Annotated in this window: 21 protein-coding genes; 5 read left to right on the forward strand and 16 right to left on the reverse strand. The window is 50.0% G+C overall.

What is annotated here, in order from left to right:
* Positions 1-8: 8 nt before the first annotated feature.
* From mrdB to leuS, 9 genes are all read right to left on the reverse strand, one after another.
* On the reverse strand, positions 9-1,121 hold the full coding sequence (mrdB, locus tag D9736_RS14815; RefSeq protein WP_000131717.1) for a peptidoglycan glycosyltransferase MrdB: 1,113 nt from the start codon (positions 1,119-1,121) through the stop codon (positions 9-11).
* A 2-nt stretch (positions 1,122-1,123) separates the two neighbouring features.
* The gene (mrdA, locus tag D9736_RS14820; protein WP_130219433.1) at positions 1,124-3,025 is read right to left on the reverse strand and encodes a peptidoglycan DD-transpeptidase MrdA; all 1,902 of its coding nucleotides are present in this window, start codon (positions 3,023-3,025) and stop codon (positions 1,124-1,126) included.
* Between the two features lie 30 nt (positions 3,026-3,055).
* On the reverse strand, positions 3,056-3,523 hold the full coding sequence (gene rlmH / locus D9736_RS14825; RefSeq protein WP_000776104.1) for a 23S rRNA (pseudouridine(1915)-N(3))-methyltransferase RlmH: 468 nt from the start codon (positions 3,521-3,523) through the stop codon (positions 3,056-3,058).
* Between the two features lie 3 nt (positions 3,524-3,526).
* Positions 3,527-3,844, reverse strand: a complete 318-nt coding sequence (gene rsfS / locus D9736_RS14830; RefSeq protein WP_001161662.1) for a ribosome silencing factor — start codon at positions 3,842-3,844, stop codon at positions 3,527-3,529.
* Between the two features lie 259 nt (positions 3,845-4,103).
* The gene (locus tag D9736_RS14835) at positions 4,104-4,715 is read right to left on the reverse strand and encodes an adenosylcobalamin/alpha-ribazole phosphatase (RefSeq protein WP_130258622.1); all 612 of its coding nucleotides are present in this window, start codon (positions 4,713-4,715) and stop codon (positions 4,104-4,106) included.
* Between the two features lie 23 nt (positions 4,716-4,738).
* Positions 4,739-5,380 (reverse strand): nicotinate-nucleotide adenylyltransferase, encoded by a 642-nt coding sequence (gene nadD / locus D9736_RS14840; RefSeq protein WP_064528967.1) that lies wholly within the window; start codon positions 5,378-5,380, stop codon positions 4,739-4,741.
* 1 nt (position 5,381) lies between these two features.
* Complete coding sequence (gene holA / locus D9736_RS14845; protein WP_130258609.1) at positions 5,382-6,413, reverse strand: DNA polymerase III subunit delta; 1,032 nt, start codon at positions 6,411-6,413, stop codon at positions 5,382-5,384.
* Positions 6,413-6,991, reverse strand: coding sequence for an LPS assembly lipoprotein LptE (gene lptE / locus D9736_RS14850; RefSeq protein WP_064528965.1), 579 nt, complete (start codon positions 6,989-6,991; stop codon positions 6,413-6,415). The genes holA and lptE overlap by 1 nt, the downstream gene beginning before the upstream one ends.
* 14 nt (positions 6,992-7,005) lie before the next feature.
* A complete protein-coding gene (gene leuS, locus D9736_RS14855; RefSeq protein ID WP_001157890.1) occupies positions 7,006-9,588 on the reverse strand; it encodes a leucine--tRNA ligase in 2,583 nt (860 codons plus the stop codon).
* Positions 9,589-9,823: 235 nt separating this feature from the next.
* Here leuS and D9736_RS14860 point away from each other — a divergent pair, with 235 nt between their 5' ends.
* On the forward strand, positions 9,824-10,306 hold the full coding sequence (locus D9736_RS14860; RefSeq protein WP_001044880.1) for a zinc ribbon-containing protein: 483 nt from the start codon (positions 9,824-9,826) through the stop codon (positions 10,304-10,306).
* A gap of 70 nt (positions 10,307-10,376) precedes the next feature.
* Here the strand turns inward: D9736_RS14860 and ybeQ are convergent, their stop codons facing one another.
* Complete coding sequence (gene ybeQ, locus D9736_RS14865; protein WP_130258610.1) at positions 10,377-11,354, reverse strand: Sel1 family TPR-like repeat protein YbeQ; 978 nt, start codon at positions 11,352-11,354, stop codon at positions 10,377-10,379.
* A gap of 163 nt (positions 11,355-11,517) precedes the next feature.
* On the opposite strand from ybeQ, the gene D9736_RS14870 reads away from it, so the two are divergent.
* Together D9736_RS14870 and D9736_RS14875 are read left to right on the forward strand one after the other, a co-directional pair.
* Entirely contained in the window at positions 11,518-12,225 is a 708-nt protein-coding gene (locus D9736_RS14870; RefSeq protein ID WP_130258611.1) for a DUF1266 domain-containing protein, read from the forward strand.
* Positions 12,222-13,649 (forward strand): J domain-containing protein, encoded by a 1,428-nt coding sequence (locus D9736_RS14875; RefSeq protein ID WP_130258612.1) that lies wholly within the window; start codon positions 12,222-12,224, stop codon positions 13,647-13,649. Before D9736_RS14870 ends, D9736_RS14875 begins: the two co-directional genes overlap by 4 nt.
* Positions 13,650-13,658: 9 nt before the next feature.
* Here the strand turns inward: D9736_RS14875 and D9736_RS14880 are convergent, their stop codons facing one another.
* A complete protein-coding gene (locus D9736_RS14880) occupies positions 13,659-14,213 on the reverse strand; it encodes a tetratricopeptide repeat protein (RefSeq protein WP_130222604.1) in 555 nt (184 codons plus the stop codon).
* 101 nt (positions 14,214-14,314) lie between these two features.
* Here D9736_RS14880 and D9736_RS14885 point away from each other — a divergent pair, with 101 nt between their 5' ends.
* On the forward strand, positions 14,315-15,022 hold the full coding sequence (locus D9736_RS14885; RefSeq protein WP_130258613.1) for a DUF1266 domain-containing protein: 708 nt from the start codon (positions 14,315-14,317) through the stop codon (positions 15,020-15,022).
* Entirely contained in the window at positions 15,019-16,470 is a 1,452-nt protein-coding gene (gene djlC, locus D9736_RS14890; RefSeq protein WP_130258614.1) for a co-chaperone DjlC, read from the forward strand. Before D9736_RS14885 ends, djlC begins: the two co-directional genes overlap by 4 nt.
* Before the next feature lie 110 nt (positions 16,471-16,580).
* Here the strand turns inward: djlC and hscC are convergent, their stop codons facing one another.
* The 5 genes from hscC to gltJ form a co-directional block, all read right to left on the reverse strand.
* Positions 16,581-18,251 carry a molecular chaperone HscC gene (gene hscC, locus D9736_RS14895; protein WP_130258615.1) on the reverse strand — a complete coding sequence of 557 codons (1,671 nt, stop codon included), beginning with the start codon at positions 18,249-18,251 and terminating at the stop codon, positions 16,581-16,583.
* 83 nt (positions 18,252-18,334) lie between these two features.
* Entirely contained in the window at positions 18,335-19,270 is a 936-nt protein-coding gene (gene rihA, locus D9736_RS14900) for a pyrimidine-specific ribonucleoside hydrolase RihA (RefSeq protein WP_130219453.1), read from the reverse strand.
* Between the two features lie 117 nt (positions 19,271-19,387).
* Complete coding sequence (gene gltL, locus D9736_RS14905; protein ID WP_000631384.1) at positions 19,388-20,113, reverse strand: glutamate/aspartate ABC transporter ATP-binding protein GltL; 726 nt, start codon at positions 20,111-20,113, stop codon at positions 19,388-19,390.
* Positions 20,113-20,787, reverse strand: a complete 675-nt coding sequence (gltK, locus tag D9736_RS14910; RefSeq protein ID WP_000272824.1) for a glutamate/aspartate ABC transporter permease GltK — start codon at positions 20,785-20,787, stop codon at positions 20,113-20,115. The genes gltL and gltK overlap by 1 nt, the downstream gene beginning before the upstream one ends.
* Positions 20,787-21,527 carry a glutamate/aspartate ABC transporter permease GltJ gene (gltJ, locus tag D9736_RS14915; protein ID WP_000020944.1) on the reverse strand — a complete coding sequence of 247 codons (741 nt, stop codon included), beginning with the start codon at positions 21,525-21,527 and terminating at the stop codon, positions 20,787-20,789. The genes gltK and gltJ overlap by 1 nt, the downstream gene beginning before the upstream one ends.
* Positions 21,528-21,667 lie beyond the last annotated feature (140 nt).

The raw sequence follows: 21,667 nt of genomic DNA on the forward strand, positions 1-21,667 counted from the left end.
CGCACCTCTTACACGCTTTTCGACAACATTTTCCTGTGGGTGTGGATTGACATCACAATCCCAAACCCAGCCATCAGCACTATGAGCGCCGATCCTCCATAACTGACCAGCGGGAGTGGAACCCCTACAACCGGCAGAATACCGCTTACCATACCAATATTTACGAAGACATAAACGAATAATATCAGCATTAAGCCGCCAGCCATGACGCGACCAAAGGTAGTTTGTGCTCTGGCTGCAATCCACAGTCCGCGCATGATGAGCAGAATATAGAGAGCAAGCAGAATCAAAATACCCACTAATCCCAACTCTTCCGCCAGTACCGCGAAGATAAAATCGGTATGGCGTTCGGGCAGAAATTCAAGCTGTGACTGGGTACCGTGCAGCCAGCCTTTACCGCGTAATCCGCCGGAGCCAATAGCAATTTTAGACTGAATAATGTGATAGCCCGCGCCAAGTGGGTCTGATTCCGGGTCGAGTAGCATCATTACGCGCTGGCGCTGGTAATCATGCATCAGGAAGAACCACAAGATTGGGATAAATGCTGCCACCAGTACCACTGCAACGCCAATCAGGCGCCAGCTAAGTCCGGAGAGAAACAGTACAAACAGACCGGAAAGCGCAACGAGGATTGACGTCCCCAGGTCAGGCTGCGCTGCCACCAGCAACGTGGGCATAAAAATCAGCACCAGCGCGATGGCGGTATTTTTTAACGACGGTGGGCAAACGTCACGGTTGATAAAGCGAGCCACCATGAGCGGCACAGCTATTTTGGCGATTTCCGAGGGCTGGAAACGGACGATACCGAGATCCAGCCAACGTTGAGCGCCTTTGGAGATGGCCCCAAAGGCATCTACCGCTACCAGCAAAATAATACAGATGATATAGAGATAGGGCGCCCAGCCTTCATAAACGCGCGGCGGAATTTGGGCCATCACCACCATAATGACCAGCCCCATCGCGATCTGGCCGATTTTACGCTCCATCATGCCGATGTCCTGGCCGCTGGCGCTCCAGATTACCAGGGCGCTGTAGACCAGTAATGCCAGTAAGATCAGTAGCATTGTGGGATCAAGATGGACTTTATCCCAGAATGTTTTTTTATTCGGATTATCCGTCATGATTAATGGTCCTCCGCAGCAGTAACCGCCGGGTTTTCTGCAGGCAGATCGGTGTTGTTGTCACCAAGCATAATATGGTCGAGGATCTGGCGCATCAGCGTACCGACCGCCGGGCCAGCCCCGCCGTTTTCCAGAATCATAGCGACAGCGACTTGCGGATTGTTATATGGCGCAAACGCGGTCATCAGTTTGTGGTCGCGCAGACGCTCGGCAATTTTGTGCGCATTATAGGTTTCGTTCGCCTTCAGGCCGAAGACCTGCGCGGTACCGGATTTCGCCGCAATTTTGTAGGGCGCGCTGGCAAAGTATTTATGTGCCGTACCGTTAGGACGGTTAGCAACACCAAACATGCCGTCTTTCGCCAGTTCCCAGTAACCAGAATGAATATCGCCTACCGGCGGTTCATGCGGCTGTACCCACGGCACTTGTTTGCCATTTTCGGCGGTGCTCATCAGCAAATGCGGAACCTTCACAATACCGTCGTTAATCAGGATCATCAGTGCTTTGTTCATCTGGATAGGGGTCGCTGTCCAGTACCCCTGACCGATACCGACCGGAATGGTGTCACCCTGATACCACGGTTTTTTAAAGCGTTTCTGTTTCCATTCGCGGGTCGGCATATTACCGGAACGTTCTTCCGACAGGTCGATACCGGTGTAATGACCGTAGCCAAATTTACCCATCCATTCAGAAAGGCGGTCGATGCCCATATCGTAGGCAACCTGATAGAAGAAGGTATCTGCTGACTCTTCCAGCGATTTAGTGACATTCAGGCGACCGTGGCCCCATTTTTTCCAGTCACGATAACGCTTTTCAGACCCCGGCAACTGCCACCATCCAGGATCAAACAGGCTGGTATTACGGGTGATCACCCCTGCACTTAATGCCGAAACCGCCACATAAGGTTTAACCGTCGACGCTGGCGGATAAACCCCCTGCGTGGCACGGTTCACCAGTGGTGTATTCGGGTCGTTCAGCAACGCGGAATAATCTTTGCTGGAGATACCGTCAACAAACAGGTTAGGGTCGTAACTTGGCGTGGAAACCAGCGCCAGCACGCCACCTGTACGCGGATCGGTGACTACAACAGCGGCACGACTGCCCGCCAGCAGTGTTTCAATATACTGCTGGAGCTTGAGATCAATTGTCAGGTAAATATCATGCCCGGCCTGCGGCGATACTTCTTTTAACTGGCGGATGACGCGACCGCGGTTGTTAACTTCAACTTCTTCATAACCCGTCTGGCCGTGCAGAACATCTTCGTAGTAACGTTCAATCCCCAGCTTGCCGATATCATGTGTTGCGGCATAGTTGGCCAGTTTGCCGTCATTATTTAGTCGCTCGACGTCTTTATCGTTAATTTTCGAGACATAACCGATAACGTGGGTCAACGCTGAACCATAGGGATAGTAACGACGTTTATAGCCTTTAACTTCCACACCTGGAAAACGATATTGGTTAACGGCGAAACGCGCCACCTGAACTTCAGTCAGGTTGGTTTTCACCGGAATAGAGGTAAAACGGTGCGAACGTGCACGCTCCTTTCGAAACGCGGCGATATCGTCATCGGTCAGGTCAACCACGCTGCGCAGGGCGTCCAGAGTCTGCTGCACGTTATCGACTTTCTCCGGCATCATCTCTATCTGATAGATAGTTCGGTTGAGCGCCAGAGGGATACCGTTACGGTCGTAGATAATGCCGCGGCTGGGGGCGATAGGCACCAGCTTAATGCGGTTTTCATTAGAACGGGTCTGGTAATCGGTAAAGCGAACAATTTGTAGGTTATACAAGTTGGCGATGAGCACGCCGGTTAGCAGCAAAATCCCCAAAAAGGCGACCAGCGCCCGGCGCACAAACAGCGCGGACTCTGCCGAATAGTCGCGAAAAGAGTTCTGTAATTTCATCCGCTGCGTTTTCTACTTAAGGCTACCATATCACTCACGGTGATAAGGATGGTTGGTGGTAATGCTCCACGCCCGGTACAGACTCTCTGCGACCAGTACGCGAACCAGCGGATGGGGGAGGGTAAGCGCCGAAAGTGACCAGCTTTGTTCTGCCGCCGCTTTACAGGCAGGCGATAACCCTTCCGGCCCGCCAATCAGCAAGCTGACATCGCGGCCATCCAGCTTCCAGCGTTCCAGTTCAGCGGCTAACTGCGGCGTGTCCCAGGGCTTGCCTGGGATATCAAGGGTGACAATGCGGTTTTTACCTGCGGCAGCCAGCATTTGCTCACCCTCTTTGTCGAGTATGCGCTTGATATCCGCGTTCTTGCCGCGTTTTCCCGCCGGAATTTCAATCAGTTCAAAAGGCATATCTTTCGGAAAACGACGCAGGTACTCGGTAAAACCGGTTTGTACCCAGTCCGGCATTTTCGTTCCCACGGCGACAAGTTGCAGCTTCACGCATTAACTCCAGAGTTTTTCCAGCTCATACAGGCGACGGCTCTCTTCCTGCATAACATGGACAATCACATCACCCAGATCGACCACAATCCAGTCGGCGCCGTTTTCACCTTCAACGCCGAGGGGCAATAAACCCGCCGCGCGAGATTCCTGAACCACGTGGTCGGCAATGGACATAACATGACGGCTGGATGTTCCCGTACAGATGATCATACAGTCGGTGATACTGGATTTGCCCTGAACGTCTAAGGCGATGATGTCCTGACCTTTGAGGTCATCAATTTTGTCGATAACAAAATCCTGGAGTGCTTTACCCTGCAAGTTTTCCCCCTGGGTGAAATAAAAAAGATAAAAATGGTCTGTCAGTATACCTGAAGCAGAGGCGATTTCGGGACAAATGTCAGCAAATCGGCTCTTGAAAGTGGGCTATCATCCCACCCCGCGTCACAGATTGCATCGCCATTTTTGTAAAACAATTTCTACAAAGTCGTGTATGGCGGAAAAGTCAGGTTGCGGAGAATATCAGCCTGCCCGGGCCTGTCAATGTCCGTTGCGGCTTACCTGTAAAAAAACAGAAAAGTCATGCATCTTCGCACCAGATGGCGCGGCTATTGAGGACACGTAGAGTTGCGAACTCGCCATTGATATCAATGGCGCTCCAGCAGCCCTGGTCTACACGAAAATGCCACATTGCCTCGGGAGGCATGCCGATTAAGCGGGCAATCAACAGGCTCAACACACCCTGGTGGCTAACGATTAATATGTTTTTGTGCTGCTGATACTCACTAAGTCCGGCAATAAACCTTTCTATCCGCTGTGAAAATGCCTGAAAGCCTTCACCGCGAGTAGGGACGGTATGCTGCCAGTCATTGCACCAGGCACTATAGTTTTCGGCATCTTCTTGCATCAGCTCGCGATGATGCCGCATTTCCCAGTCACCAAAAAACATTTCGTTGAGTTCAGGGATGATTTGCACGGGGAGTTGACGGGCATCAAGAACCAGGCGCGCGGTGTGCTGCGCCCGTTCCAGTTCACTGCATAAAACCCTATCGAAGGGAACATCACGTAGCAGTGTATGCAAGCTTTTCGCCTGCGCGATACCGCGCTCCGTAAGTGGTGTAGGCGCATGACCGCTGTATAACCCGTCGACATTCGCTTGCGTTTCACCGTGACGAATTAACCACAGTCGCATCATTCCCTCCGTGACGGCAGATATCAGCGATACAAGCCTTGTTGGTTAATGTAAGTCAGTACCGATTCTGGTAACAATTCCTCACAAGATTCGCCGTTTTGCAAACGTTCGCGGATGATTGTCGCCGAGATGTTGAACCACGGCGTTTCGGCGAGATAAATTTTACCAGCAGGCTGAAGATGCAGATCTTCCGGATTATGCGTCAAATGATCTTCCAGCCACTGCTGGTACTGCGGTTGTGCCATTTCCAGCGGATAACCTGGACGTCGACAGACTATCAAATGTGCATTGTCGAGAATCGTTTCGTATTCATACCAGGTCGGAAAGTTCAGCAGCGAGTCCTGACCGATAATAAACGCCAGCGGCACATCTGGGCCTTGCTCCTGCCGCCACTCTTTTAACGTCTGCGATGTGTAAGAGGGGGCATTACGCTTTAACTCGCGTTCATCAAGGGTAAACAGCGACTTGTCGGCAATCGCCAGTTCAAGCATGTGTTTTCGCTGCACGCTGTTCGCTTCAGGCTGGGGGCGATGCGGAGGAACGTTGTTAGGGATAATCGTTACCCGCGTCAGGCCAATCAGATTCGCCAGCGTTTCCACAGGTTTTAGATGGCCATAATGCACCGGGTCGAAGGTGCCGCCAAACAGAGCTTGTAAAGATTTCATATCAACCGTCGATAAATACGTCTGCCAGTGGTTTATGGCACAAAAGAAGAGATAATCCCTTCAGTTCTGCCCACACTGACTGACCGTAATCTTGTTTGAGAGTAAGTTCCGTTCGTGTCAGGAGTTGTACAGCCTGACGTAACTGTGGCTGACTCAGGCGATTTAACGCTTCGCTAATCATGTTACGACGGTTCTGCCATACCCGATGCTTGTCAAACAGCGTACGCAGCGGAGTATGAGCAGACTGACGCTTCAGATTAACCAGTAGCAATAGCTCACGTTGCAAAGTGCGCAACAAAATCACCGGCTCACTGCCTTCCAGGCGCAACTGCTGAAGAATATGCAATGCACGCTTGCTTTTGCCACTCAACAAAGCGTCAACCCAATGAAAAGGGGTGAAATGAGCGGCATCATTCACCGCTTGCTCAACGCGCGGCAGTGTCAGTTTGCCGTCCGGCCAGAGTAGCGATAAACGCTCCAGTGCCTGTGCCAGCGCCAGCAGGTTTCCTTCATAACAGTAGCAGAGCACCTGATTCGCCGCGTCATCCAGTTCTAAATTGAGCTGTTTTGCTCGCGCGGCAACCCAGCGAGGAAGCTGGGCTTGTTCTGGGGTCTGGCAAGTAACCTGCACGCTACGGTTTGCAAGCGCGGTAAACCAGGCGGCATTTTCCTGCGCTTTGCTTAATTTATTACCGCGTACGATCAACAGCAGATCGTCATGCAGCAATCCGGTGAGCGTGAGGAGTTGTTCATTGATCGCCGCATTTGGCCCATTTTCAGGTAGCACTAACAACAAGGTTTGCCGACTGGCAAACAGGCTCATTGCCTGGCATAGCGAAAAGATCGCATTCCAGTCAGTGTTGGGATCAATGGAAAAAGTATGGTGTTCTTCAAACCCTTGTGCGGCGGCGACCTGACGAATGGCGTCCTGGCTTTCTTGCAACAACAGGGGATCGTTACCAAGTAAAAGATAGGCCGCGCGCAGCCCTTCAGTGAGCTGCGCGCGGAGCTGTTCCGGGTACAACCGAATCATCAGTTACCCAGCGTGGTGGAGACGCGTGCAGGCGTTGCTGTGGTATCCGTTGTTGTCGACGTTTCTTCGTCGGAACGGACGTCCGCAGCGCGAATGCTTGGCAGCTTACGAATAAGCTGTTCGGCGGCACGGTCGTACATCTCTTTAATGATCATGTCCTGCTCGTTATCTTTCGCTAACGCCATTTGCGGGTTATCGAAGAACGAACGGAAGACTTTGGCGCTAATCGGGTAGATATCTCGTCCAGGAATCAATACCGACGCGCTAACAGTCATCACCATCTGATATTCCGCAGTTTGACCATTACGGAAAACCGACGCGGTATCCTGTGAGATTGATACAGCGCCCAGACGCAGGGATGGAACATCCTTACGCGTGGTTTCTTTATCGAGCAACTCGACGCCGTTCAGACGTAACTGATTACGCACTGCACGGCTTAACGGCCCGTTCGGGTCACCGGAGTCCAGGATCATAACCTTCATAGTGGAAGGGACCTGCGTGGTATCACGCAGATGCCAGCCACACCCGGCGGTGATTAACACCGCCAGAGATAACAACAATGTTGCCAGATATCGCACGCTTCCTCCCGCGCTTAGCCAACGACCAGATTGAGGAGTTTACCCGGTACGTAAATCACTTTACGCACGGTAACGCCATCAAGATATTTTGCTACCAGATGTTCCTGGCCAGCACGTTCGCGAACCTGTTCTTCCGTTGCATCCACCGGAACGGTGATTTTGGCACGGACTTTACCGTTAACCTGAACAACGACCAGCGTGGAGTCTTCCACCATCGCTTTTTCGTCAGCCACCGGCCACGGCGCGTTGTCGATATCGCCTTCGCCTTTCAGTTCCTGCCACAGCGTGAAACAGATGTGTGGGGTGAACGGGTTAAGCATACGAACTACCGCCAGCAGCGCTTCCTGCATCAGGGCGCGATCCTGCTCGCCATCGGTCGGTGCTTTCGCCAGTTTGTTCATCAGCTCCATAATCGCCGCAATTGCGGTGTTGAAGGTCTGACGACGACCGATATCATCGGTCACTTTAGCGATCGTTTTATGCACATCGCGACGCAGCGCTTTCTGATCTTCAGTCAGTGCATCGACGTTCAGTGCCGCAACATCACCTTTAGCAGTATGCTCGTACACCAGTTTCCAGACACGTTTCAGGAAGCGGTTAGCCCCTTCCACGCCAGACTCCTGCCATTCAAGAGTCATATCCGCCGGAGAAGCAAACATCATAAACAGACGAACGGTGTCCGCGCCGTAACGTTCAACCATCACCTGCGGGTCGATACCGTTGTTCTTCGACTTGGACATTTTGCTCATGCCGGTATAAACCAGTTCATGGCCTGCCGCGTCTTTCGCTTTCACGATACGGCCTTTTTCGTCACGTTCAACGATAGCATCAACCGGGGAAACCCAGTTACGTTCGCCGTTTTCGCCAACATAGTAGAAGGCATCTGCCAGCACCATACCCTGACACAGCAACTGTTTCGCTGGTTCGTCAGAGTTCACCATGCCTGCATCACGCATCAGTTTGTGGAAGAAGCGGAAGTAGAGCAGGTGCATGATGGCGTGTTCGATACCACCAATGTAGATATCCACCGGCAGCCAGTAGTTAGCCGCTTCGGAATCCAGCATACCTTCTTTGTACTCTGGGCAAGTGTAGCGCGCATAGTACCAGGAGGACTCCATAAAGGTGTCGAAAGTGTCGGTTTCACGCAGCGCTGGCATACCGTTAACGGTGGTTTTTGCCCACTCCGGATCTGCTTTAATCGGGCTGGTAATGCCGTCCATCACCACATCTTCCGGCAGGATCACCGGCAGCTGGTCGTCCGGGGTCGGCATTACAGTACCGTCTTCCAGCGTCACCATCGGAATCGGCGCGCCCCAGTAACGTTGACGGGAAACACCCCAGTCGCGCAGGCGGTAGTTTACTTTACGCTCGCCAACGCCCATCGCAGTCAGTTTATCGGCGATGGCGTTGAAGGCCGCTTCATGGTCAAGACCGTTGAACTCGCCAGAGTTGAACAGCACGCCTTTTTCAGTCAGTGCCTGCTGAGAAAGATCGGGTTCAGAACCATCAGCCGCCAGGATAACCGGTTTGATGTTCAGGCCGTATTTAGAGGCAAACTCGTAGTCGCGCTGGTCGTGACCCGGAACCGCCATAACTGCGCCCGTGCCGTATTCCATCAATACGAAGTTTGCTGCCCAAACGGGAATTTCTTCGCCCGTTAATGGGTGAACCGCTTTAAAGCCAGTATCGACGCCTTTTTTCTCCATCGTCGCCATTTCAGCTTCGGCAACTTTGGTGTTACGGCATTCGTCAATAAAGGCCGCCAGTTCAGGATTATTTTCTGCCGCTTTCTGCGCCAGCGGATGACCTGCCGCTACCGCCAGGTAGGTACAACCCATAAAGGTGTCCGGGCGGGTAGTGTAAACAGTCAGCGTGTTGTCATAGTCGTTAACGTTGAAGGTGATTTCTACGCCTTCGGAACGACCAATCCAGTTACGCTGCATGGTTTTAACGGTGTCTGGCCAGTGATCCAGTTTATCCAGATCGTTGAGCAGTTCGTCAGCGTAAGCGGTGATTTTGATAAACCACTGCGGGATCTCTTTACGTTCAACTTTGGTATCGCAGCGCCAGCAGCAGCCGTCGATAACCTGTTCGTTCGCCAGTACGGTCTGGTCGTTCGGGCACCAGTTGACCGCAGAGGTCTTCTTATACACCAGGCCTTTTTTATACAGCTCGGTGAAGAATTTCTGTTCCCAACGGTAGTATTCTGGCGTACAGGTTGCCAGCTCGCGGCTCCAGTCATAACCAAAGCCCAGCATTTTGAGCTGGTTTTTCATGTACGCGATGTTGTCGTACGTCCACGGTGCTGGCGCGGTGTTGTTTTTTACCGCCGCGCCTTCCGCAGGCAGACCAAACGCGTCCCAGCCGATCGGCTGCAGAACGTTTTTGCCCAGCATGCGCTGGTAGCGGGCGATCACGTCACCGATGGTGTAGTTGCGTACGTGGCCCATGTGTAGTCGACCAGAAGGATAGGGAAGCATAGACAGGCAGTAATACTTCTCTTTGCTCTCGTCTTCGGTTACTTCAAATGTGCGCTTCTCATCCCAATGAAGCTGTACTTTGGATTCTATCTCTTCCGGGCGGTATTGCTCTTGCATGGCAGCCAGTGGTCCTGTTTTCATTACGGCTACAAAAGTAGCGTTAGAGGTGGTTTTTCAGATCCGCATAGCATAGCCCAAACGTCCGCGTCAAAACAGCCTTTCGCGCACTCGACGTTGAAATCGCACAGCGGTAATCCTTGCACGAATTTACACACTCTGTGGGCAGTCTTGCAAAGTTGAGCGTAAATAACGTCTATTATTATAGCCAGTTAACGACACGGGAGATGAAATGATGAACAAGGTTGCTCAATATTACCGTGAACTGGTGGCGTCATTAAGCGAGCGACTGCGTAATGGCGAACGCGATATCGATGCACTGGTAGAACAGGCGCGTGAGCGTGTAATAAAAACAGGGGAGTTAACGCGGACCGAGGTCGATGAATTGACTCGGGCCGTCAGACGTGACCTGGAAGAGTTCGCCATGAGTTATGAAGAGAGCCTGAAGGAGGAATCTGACAGCGTTTTTATGCGGGTGATTAAAGAAAGCCTCTGGCAGGAACTGGCGGACATCACCGATAAAACGCAGCTTGAATGGCGTGAAGTTTTCCAGGATCTCAATCATCACGGGGTTTATCACAGCGGAGAAGTGGTAGGGCTGGGGAATCTGGTCTGCGAGAAATGTCACTTCCATCTCCCGATCTACACGCCGGAAGTGCTGACGCTATGCCCGAAATGTGGTCATGACCAGTTCCAGAGACGTCCGTTCGAGCCGTAATAGTTTGATTTCGCACACTAATAAAGAGAATTTGGGCCGAATGAAATTCCCCGGCCCTTGTTTTTTATCTCTACAGTAAATCTTCAATCTCACGGATTTCTTGACTGACATCCCTGGTACCGGATGACTGAACTTTACGATACAGGTCGAGAGCCTGTCGGAGATCAACAGGTCTTCCTTCTCCGTAGTGATACATAATGGCCAGGTTATACCAGGCAGTGGCGTGATCGCATTCAGCGGCTTTCGTAAACCATTCAAAGGCAGCGTTATAATCTTTCTCAACGCCTTGCCCATGTTTATACATATAGCCGATGTTAACGTAAGCGCCGATGCTTCCCTGAGCGGCAGCCTTCAGATACCAGTACATCGCTTGTTTATAGTCCTGGTCTACCCCTTCGCCAGCGTTATAAGCCCACGCAATTTGAAACTGGGCGTGCCGATTACCCTGCTGTGCGCTTTTCAAATACCAGAATGCGGCGAGAGTCTTGTTTTGAGCAACGCCTTCTCCATCTTTATAAAGATCGGCCAGATTGTCTTGCGCGTCACTATGGCCTTGCAATGCAGCTTGTTTGTACCAGAAAAATGCCAGCGCATAGTCTTGTGCGACTCCGTTGCCATTTCTGTACATCCACCCAAGATTATTTTGCGCATAAGACATTCCGCTCTCCGCGGCTATCTGATACCAGGCAACCGCTTCTTTATCGTTGGGGTCTTCTCCACGATCCAGTATCCAGCCAAGGGCGTTGGAAGCGAAAGTATGGCCTTGTAGGGCAGCTTTTTTCAGCCAAAAGATGGCTTGCTCATTATTTTTATGACGGCTTTTATCCTCGGAGTATTTCCGCCCTAAGGAATATTGTGCTTCACAATGGTCTTGCCCGGCGGCAAGCTTTAGCCAGTAAAAGGCCTTTTCGTCGTCCGGAGAGTCAATTGCACTATCGCGATTGTAATAAAATCCAACAATATATTGAGCCTCACTATCGCCTTGTTCAGCACGTTCGATAATCTCATCTATTGATAAATTATCGCAGCAACTTGACGTAAATATCATTATCATTTCCTTATGGTTGCAGATAAAGCATATTATATTTTTATATGTTCCATTTTTGCGTAAGCCTTATTTTATGCGTATTATGTTGCGTCAGAAAAGTATAAATAAATGAGCCTCGTAATGTGGTTTGCATTCATTAAATGAATGTTTAAGGATAAATTATATGGACATGGAGTCGCAAAAAATATTGTTTGCACTTTCCACCCCGATGGAAATACGCAATGAATGCTGTTTACCTTCGCATTCATCCCCCAAAATGTATTTAGGTACATGCTTTTTTGACCTTTCTTCCTCCTGGGGAATTGATGACCGTGATGACCTGCTGCGCACAATTCACCGAATGATCGATAACGGTCATGCTGCACGGTTGGCTGGGTTTTATCATCACTGGTTTCGTTATTCGCCATGTGAATGGCGTGACTATCTTGCTGAATTAAATGAGCAAGGTCAGGCTTACGCGCAATTTGTCGCCAGCACCGCTGAATGCTGTGGCGAAGGGGGGATCAAAGCCTGGGATTATGTCCGGATGGGTTTTTTAAGCCGAATGGGCGTACTTAATAACTGGTTGAGTGAAGAAGAAAGTCTATGGATCCAGTCGCGCATTCATCTACGGGCGCTACGTTATTATAGTAACTGGCGGCAATACTTTGCCGGTTATACCTTTGGTCGGCAATATTGGCAGTCTCCCGAGGATGATAATCTGCCTTTATTACATGAATTCTTAGCGCGTAAAGAATACGACGATTCCGGCAATGATATGTTTTATCAATTATTTGCCAGTGACGATGCATATTACGCGACCTTACCCTGGCAACCACTGGCTGACTACCCCGCATGCCCGGAAACGCTTAAGGATATGAGCGACCTATGAAAAATTGCTGGAAGATCCTCGAAATAGAGGAAACAACTGACGTCGATATTATCCGTCGCGCTTATCTGGGGTTGTTACCGTCCTTTCATCCAGAAACCGATCCACAGGGCTTTAAACAACTGCGTCAGGCGTATGAAGACGCGCTACGGATTACGCAGTCGCCTGCTAAATCTGTTTGGCAACCAGAAGAGCATGAAGTTGCAGAACATGAAATTCTGCTCGCCTTTCGTGCGTTACTTGCCTCTGATAGCGACCGTTTTCTGCCCTCAGCCTGGCAGCGATTCATTCAGCAATTAAATTATTGCTCGATGGAAGAGATTGATGAATTACGCTGGTTGTTGTGCGCGATAGCTATGAACACTGCCCATTTATCCTTCGAGTGCGTGGTGTTATTAGCAGAAAGATTGCGGTGGTTGCAGGAGGAAAACACCGGGGAAATAGACGAAGAAGAACTGGAATCCTTTTTATATGCCATTGCGAAGGGGAATATTTTTAACTTCCAGACCATCCTGCATCTGTCCGTTGCCGTGCAAAATGAAACCATTGATTTTTACCAAATGTTCGCTCGGATTTGGTCATCGCATCCAGAATGGCTGACACTGTATTTAGCGCAACATCGCGCAGTGATTATCCCCGATGATGCAAAACTGCACAGAAATTTACTGTGCTGGTATACCTCAAGCCGCGTGGGAATACCCGAACTCCTGGATTACGCCCGGTCGTGGCGGGAAGCTGAACCTGATTATGAAGATGCGCGTTATTATGAATACGCGCAACGTGTCTATTGTGGAGAAGGCGAAAACCTGCTGGCAGAACTTTGTGATTACTGGCGCAAGTCTCCCTCTACCCAGGCGGATGCTTTAATGTTGCAATGGTGCCGTCAGCATCGGGTCGATTATTACCCATTAGTGGTGATGATGATTGAAGCTCGTGAACTGGTTAACGATCAGGGAAAACCGCTACTTTATGTCCCCGGCGACAGCGCCCGTACGCGCTTTCAATTATACGAAATACTCAGCCATGAAAAACTCTCTGCGCTGGGGCGTTCTCTGGTCGAGATGGTTTTGCACAAAGGGCGTAAGCCGCGAATCTCACTCACGCGTGATACAGAGCATCCCTTATGGCCATTATATTTAGTTGCTAAACAATTAGTACTGGCGAACCAGCCTACAGAAGAATCATTAATGCCGATCGTCGCTCGTCTTGATGCAGAAGATCGTTGCCCACTGGAAGCATTAATTATTCGTCGATTATTAATTCAGTCGGCGAATTTTACCGAGAAGCAAACCGTCGAACCGGAGCCGCAACCGCAGCCAATGCCTGTTGATGATGGTGGGCCGGGCTGTCTGGGCATCATTAAAATTATTTTCTATATTTTTATTTTTGCTGGTTTGATAGGGAAAATACTCCATCTCTTCGGGTGACAGTCGACGTTAATGTGCGGGAAGCCCGGCAAGCAATCTTTCCGCATTTTTGTAATGTTGTTTGGCGGCCAGTTTTAACCATTTTTGAGATTCATAATGGTTAACATTAATACCAGTGCCATTTCTGTAGATCAAACCCAAAGTATATTGAGCATGAGCATACCCTTGTTCAGCTGCTTCCTTATACCAGAGAATTGCTTTACGGGTATCGGGTTTGACTCCCAGACCTTTCAGGTAGATCCACCCTAGTTTGCTTTGTGCGCGCGGATTTTCCTGTTCTGCTGATTGCTCATACCAGTATCTCGCCTGTGTATAATCCAGTGGTTTACCGCCGCTACCATGAAGATAAAATTCGCCAAGGCGATATTGCGACGTTGAGTGACCATGAATCGCGGAAAGCTCCGTTGCTGCCGTGGTAAACGGAAGACTGCCTGGTGATCTTAAATAATCAAAGACATAATTCACCATAGCTTTATCGCGCAAAGTCGTTTTCTTAGGTTGGCTAATACAAGTGATAGCCGCAACTATAAATATTGCGAATATAAAATATATTTTTTTGTTCATTTATCAATACTTCGATTTTCTTTTTATTTTGAAAGCGTCAAGTTTATACTCATCATTAATAAAAAAGTAGTCAGTTAATGTACTTAAAGGATTGTTAATAAATGGATAAGGAAGAACAACGCCTTCTATTTGCGCTTTCTACGCCAATGGAGATTCTTAATAAGGGATGCAAGCCTGCACATGACTCGCCAAAAATGTATACCGGAATAAAAGAATTTGATCTGTCATCATCCTGGGGAATAAATAATCGTGATGATTTAATTCAGACTATTTACCAAATGACCGATGATGGTCACGCAAATGATTTAGCCGGGTTATATCTGGCATGGCATCGCTCTTCACCTGAAGAGTGGAAAGCATTAATTGCTGGTGGCTCTGACAGAGGTCTGATTTATTCCCAATTTGTTGCACAAACCGCTATGTGCTGCGGGGAAGGGGGAATCAAAGCCTGGGATTATGTTCGAATGGGGTTTCTGTCACGGGTCGGTGTGCTCAACAAGTGGCTGACGGAAGACGAGAGTTTATGGCTGCAATCGCGCGTCTATGAACGAGCACACTATTACTATCACAGTTGGATGCACTATTTTTCCGCCTATTCGTTAGGACGTCTCTACTGGCAATCCGCTCAGTGCGAAGACAACGCTTCGCTACGTGAGGCGCTGACCTTGTACAAATACGATAGCGCCGGGAGTCGGATGTTCGAAGAGCTGGTAGCGGGAAGCGATCGTTTCTATGCCACGCTTCCCTGGCGGCCATTAACTGACCAGCCTGAATGCCCGGCAACGCTTAAGGATGTGAGCGACCTATGAAAACATGTTGGCAAATCCTCGAAATCGAAAGCACAACACAAGTTGATATTATCCGCCAGGCTTATCTTGCTCGCTTACCGTTGTGTCATCCCGAAACCGATCCGCAGGGGTTTAAAGCGTTACGTCAGGCCTATGAAGAGGCGCTGCGACTGGCGGTCAATCCTGTCGAGGAAGCAGATTATGAAGATAAAGATGCCGCCGCTGAACATGAAATACTACGTGCATTCAGGACATTACTGGATTCAGAAAGTGATCGTTTTCAGCCCTCCGCCTGGCAGAAATTTATTCAGCAATTAAATACCTGGAACATGGAGGATGTCGATCAATTACGCTGGCCGCTGTGTGCAATCGCTATAGAAGCGCGATATCTTTCATTAAATTGTGCTTCTTTGCTGGCAGAGCGTTTGAACTGGCATTCGTTTAATGACAGCGAAGGAATAGATGAGGAAGAAAGGGAGGCTTTTCTTGAGGCCATTCAGGCTGGTGATTGTTTCGATTTCCTTAGCCTTCTGGAATATCCCGTTGCGTTGCAGAACCAGACTGTTGAGTATTACTTCGCGCTGGAACGTTGCTGTCGTTACCATCCTGACTATGTCACTGCATTTTTGGCGATGGCAGGTCCGTGGTTAATTCCTGATGATGCGAAGTTGCATCGCAAACTGTTGCGCTGGCACAGCTCGGTGCAAACAGGTATGGCGGAACTCATTCCTGTTGCCCAACAGTGGCAAACGGAAGAATCAGAAAGCGAAGATGCCCGGTATTACCAGTGTGCACAACGTTTGTACTGCGGCGAGGGGGAAAGCCTGCTTGCCGATCTCGGCGCGTACTGGGAAAGTTACCCATCTACACAAGCTGATAATTTGTTGTTGCAGTGGAGCAAGCGTCATTGCCCGGATTATTTCGCGTTATTAGTGATGGTTATCGAAGCGCGAAGCATGATTGATGCGCAAGGTAAACCGTTGAAATATGTTCCTGGTGAGAGCGCCCGGACGCGGCTGTTATGGGCGGAAATTTTACATAGCGGAAAATTATCGCCGTTAGGTCAATCGTTTATCGAGTCGTTATTCTTCAAACGCAAAGCATGGGCGTGGTGGAAATCGAGAGTCGGTAGCGAGACAGGGCAAGATTCACCCTTACTGGATCTGTATCGGGTAGCGGAACAGGTAGTACTGGAAGCATTTCCGAAACAAGAGATGCTGGCCCGTCTTAATACAAGGCTGGAAGGCGGAGACGCTCATCCATTAGAGGCCATTATCACCCGGATGCTGTTAACGAAAGTGAAACTCGAGCCGGTGGATGAAGATGTCGATGAGCCTATACCTGAAAATCATGAAGAGATAAATGATGAGGATGAAAAACCACAGAGCATTACCAGCATTATTAAAATCAGCTTAACGGTGCTGGTGATAGGTTATGCTCTCGGCAAAATCGCGATGTTGCTCAGTTAGATGCGATGCTGATGTATTTTATCCTTCAATGTCGGATGCGATGCTAATGCATCTTATCCGACCTACGAGTAGGCCGGATAAGGCGTTCACGCCGCATCCGGCAGCCGTGTTTAAGGGATCTCAATGGCCAAATAATCGCTCGCCCGTCGACGAACTTCATCGACGCGGGCCATATCGTTTGACTGCAACGCCTCATCAAAATCGGTGATCACCCGGCCAATCTCTTCTCGCTCGTCACCCAGTGCACGCGCCCACAACTCTTCCAGTTTGGCTTTAAAGGTACGGTTGATGAGCATATCGCGCGGATAAATTTTCAATGCGGATAACCGCGCCCGACTCTCTTCAATCTGCTGAGCGCTCAATGTTACCGGGCTGTGATTAATGACTCTGGACTTAACGCTGCCGTCTTCCAGAAGCACGTCAACTTCAAGCAACCCGTTGATATCATAACTAAAGCGAATATCAATTGACTGATAAGCCCCGGTTTTCTTCAACGGCACATCGAAGGATTCCACCAGAATGTTATTTTTAACTTTGTGGTTTTCTCCCTGATAGACGTTAACCGTAATTGAATCCTGTTCCGGGTGCATGGTTGAGTAAGTTTCTACACGCGATACAGGCACAGTGGTGTTGCGTTCAATAATTGGCGAGAAAATGCCGGAAACGCCCTGGCGGTTAACTTCAACGCCCAACGAGTAGGGGCAAATATCGGTGAGGATCACTTCTTCAATGTCTTCGCTGCGTAAGCGGCAGGCGGCCTGGATCGCTGCGCCCAGCGCGACAATGGTGCTCGGGTCGTAACTTTGATACGGTAGTTTGCCAAACAGACGCACGGCGATTCGCTGCACCAGCGGCATTTGCGACGCACCGCCAACCAGCACCAGGCTGTCGATTTGACTCGGCTTCAGACGTGCATCGCGCAACGCCTGTTCAATCGGCACACGCAAGCGGTTGAGTAGCGGTAACCACAAATCTTCCAGTTCGTTCTCGTAAAATTCGCATTCACGCGTTTCTTCCTGGTACTGCCAGCGAATGTGCATTGGCGATTGATTGCTACATTTTGCCGCTTCCACGCAGGCGTATAAGGCTGCCAGTTCGCTCTCGTTAAGCGCGGTTTTGGCAACTTCCGTGCGTTTTAAAACCTCATCGACCAGCATATGCGTAAAATCTTCGCCACCGAGGAAGTTATCGCCAGCGGAGGCGTGAACTTCAATCACCGGCGTGGCGTACTCGAGCACCGTGACGTCAAACGTGCCGCCACCGAGATCAAAAACCAGCGAGCGGGTATTTTGCTGCGTATGCAGGCCATACGCCATCGCGGCTGCCGTTGGCTCATTAATCAGGCGCACTGCATTTAGCCCGGCTAACTCTGCTGCTAAACGGGTATGCTTGCGTTGTTCATCACTGAAATAAGCAGGAACAGAGATCACCACATCTTTAATCGGTTGTTGCAGAAATTCTTCAGCATCTTCTTTTAATGAACGCAATACCAAAGAGGACAATTCCGGTGCATTAAATGTGTCACCGCCTAACCGCCAGTTGGTATTACTGCCCATCGCACGTTTAAATAACGCTGCGGTTTTATCAGGATGCGATGTGCGCCTGGATACTGCCGGTTTACCGACCAGAATATGGTTATTTTCATCCATGCTAATTATGGATGGTGTTAAATATTCACCGAATTTATTTGGAATTAATTGTGCGGCACCGTCTTTCCAGACAGCAATTAAACTATTGGTAGTACCGAGATCGATACCAATGGCGAGTTCTGCATTATCCATTGCATTTATATCTTGAAAGAAAAAGAGATAGCCAGATTAAGACCACCCTGGTAAAACGTGGTGATCTTAATCAATAAGGAGTATTAAGCGTAAAATTTCAGACGTTCAGCCAGTAAATCAACAAAGCCCTGACGATCAACATCGACCATTACAGTGGCATTCGGTTTATTACCGGTCAGATAGTAATAATCAACAACCGTCATCCCCTGGGTATATTTCCCCTGTGTTTCAACGCCGACCCAGCGCTCCACGGTGGTAAACAACTCGGGTTTCAATAGCCAGGCAATGGTGCATGGGTCATGCAGCGGTGCGCCGACAAAGCCCCATTTTTCGTCTTTATGATATTCGAGGAAGAAATCCAGCAGTTCGGCAACAATGGTTGAAATCGGGTTACCAATAGCGCGGAAACGCTCGGTGTCCTCAACGTGGATTTGTGCTTTGTGAGTAACATCCAGACCGGCCATCACCACCGGAATCCCGGACTGGAAGACAATTTCTGCCGCTTCCGGGTCAACGTAAATATTAAATTCAGCCGCAGGCGTCCAGTTACCAAGCCCCATTGCGCCGCCCATAATCACGATACGGGCGATTTTGCTGTGCAGTTCCGGATGGCTATTGAGCAGCAAGGCGACGTTAGTTTGCGGTCCGGTAGAAACAATGGTGACAAGTTCCGCACTTTCACGCAGCGTTTTCGCCATCAGCTCCACCGCCGTACAGTTTTGCGGTGCAAACGTCGGTTCTGGTAATGCCGGGCCGTCCAGTCCACTTTCGCCGTGTACGTTGTCCGCGATAATCAACTCACGCATTAACGGTTTTACCGCACCGCTTGCTACCGGAATATCGGTGCGATTAAGCAAGGTCAGCATACGCAGAACATTGCGTAATGTTTTATCGGGTGTCTGGTTTCCGGCTGAAGATGTGATGGCTTTGACATCAAGCTCTGGTGAGGCGAGGGCGAGAACTATTGCGATAGCGTCGTCATGACCTGGGTCGCAATCTAACAGAATTGGCAGTGCCATTGTTGCTCCTTGTTGTGTGTTTCTTTACGACAAGGGTAACGCCGGAATGTAACAGATACGAGGACCGAAACGATAAAGCGTGAGATGGCGCGCACCTGGATATGCGCGCCAGAAGGATTAGTGCAGGATTTTCGCGAGGAAGTCTTTTGCGCGGTCCGATTTCGGATCATCGAAGAAAGCGTCTTTCGGCGAGTCTTCGACAATTTTTCCCTCGTCCATAAAGATCACCCGATTCGCCACTTTGCGGGCAAAGCCCATTTCGTGGGTCACCACCATCATGGTCATTCCTTCGTTCGCCAGTTCGACCATCACGTCCAGCACTTCGTTGATCATCTCCGGATCCAGCGCCGATGTCGGTTCGTCGAACAGCATCGCAATAGGATCCATACACAATGCTCGAGCAATTGCCACACGCTGCTGCTGACCGCCGGAAAGCTGCGCCGGAAACTTATTGGCATGTGCGGAAAGTCCCACGCGCTCCAGCAATTTCAATGCTTTTTCACGAGCCGGTGCTTTATCGCGTTTAAGCACTTTCACCTGCGCCAGGGTCAGGTTTTCGATAATCGACAGATGAGGGAACAGCTCGAAATGCTGGAATACCATCCCGACGCGGGAACGCAGCTTTGCCAGATCGGTTTTCTTGTCGTTAACCACGATACCATCGACAGTGATTTCACCTTGCTGCACTGGTTCGAGGCCGTTGACGGTTTTAATCAGCGTTGATTTGCCGGAACCAGACGGGCCACAAACCACCACCACTTCGCCTTTTTTCACTTCGGTTGAGCAGTCGGTCAGCACCTGAAAGTGACCATACCATTTTGAAACATTTTTCAGGGTAATCATTATGCTGTCCTTCTTTTCAAGTAGCTGACCAACAACGACGCGCTAAGGCTAATAACGAAATAAACAAATCCGGCAAACAGGATCATCTCAACCTGCGTACCATCACGCTCACCAATGGTTGAGGCGGTACGGAAGAAATCGGCCAGAGATAACACATACACCAGTGAGGTATCCTGGAACAGTACGATGCCCTGAGTGAGCAGCAGCGGCACCATCGCGCGGAACGCCTGCGGCAGAATAATCAGTTTCATCGACTGCCAGTGAGTCATTCCCAACGCCAGCGCGGCGCTCGACTGACCACGAGAAATACTTTGAATACCGGCGCGGATAATCTCTGAATAGTAGGCCGCTTCAAACATCGAAAACGCCACCATCGCCGAAATTAAACGGATATCATTTTTTGGCGATAATCCCAGCACGTTTTGCAGAAAACCCGGCACAATCAGGTAAAACCACAGCAAAACCATAACTAAAGGAATCGAGCGGAATACGTTAACGTAGGCTTTGGCAAACCACGCTACGGGCGCAAAGCTGGACAAGCGCATCACCGCCAGCATGGTGCCCCACAAAATACCAATCACGACTGCCGTGACGGTGATTTTCAGGGTGATCACCAGCCCGTCGAGCAGATATGGCAGGGAAGGGACAATGGAACTCCAGTCAAACTCGTACATTATTTGCCTCCCATGTTGCCGGGCAGGCGAACTTTACGTTCAACCAGCGTCATCACCAGCATGATAACCGCGTTAATCAACACATACGCCAGCGTGATGGCGGTAAACGACTCCCAGGCGTGAGCGGAGTAATCGAGTAATTTACCCGCCTGCGCCGCCATATCTACCAGACCGATAGTCGAGGCGATGGCGGAGTTTTTCACCAGGTTCATCATCTCGGAAGTCATCGGCGGGACGATAACGCGATAAGCATTAGGCAACAGTACATAGCGGTAAGCCTGCGGCAGCGTCAGACCCATCGCCAGCGCGGCATTCTTCTGCCCACGCGGCAGCGACTGGATCGCGGCGCGTACCTGTTCGCAAACACGGGCGGCGGTAAACAGCCCCAGGCAGAGCATGGATGAAAGGAAAAACTGAATATTGGGATCCAGCTCGGCCTTAAACCACATGCCGATTTTCTCCGGCAGCAGCTCCGGGATCACCAGATACCAGGTAAAGAATTGCACAATCAACGGCACGTTGCGGAACAGTTCGACATACAACGTACCCAGACCGGAGAGAAAACGGTTTGGAACGGTACGTAAAATGCCGAAAAATGAACCGACGAGGAAAGCGATAATCCAGGCGCAGATCGACAAAGCGATCGTCACCTGAAAACCACTCCAGATCCAACCAAGATAGGTGGTGTTGCCGAACGGGGCTTGTTGTAAAAAAATACCCCAGTTCCAGTCTATAGACATAAATCTACTCCAGAAAAAAGAGGGTAGCAGCGTTAACTGCTACCCTCGAAGATTGTTACCCAGCGTATTGCGGTTTTCAGGCCCGATGGGGAACGACCATCAGGCGTATAGTCTGTCCGTGCTACGTAACAATCGAGAGG

Source organism: Escherichia sp. E10V10 (assembly GCF_004211985.1).
In the GTDB taxonomy this organism is placed as follows: Bacteria; Pseudomonadota; Gammaproteobacteria; order Enterobacterales; family Enterobacteriaceae; genus Escherichia.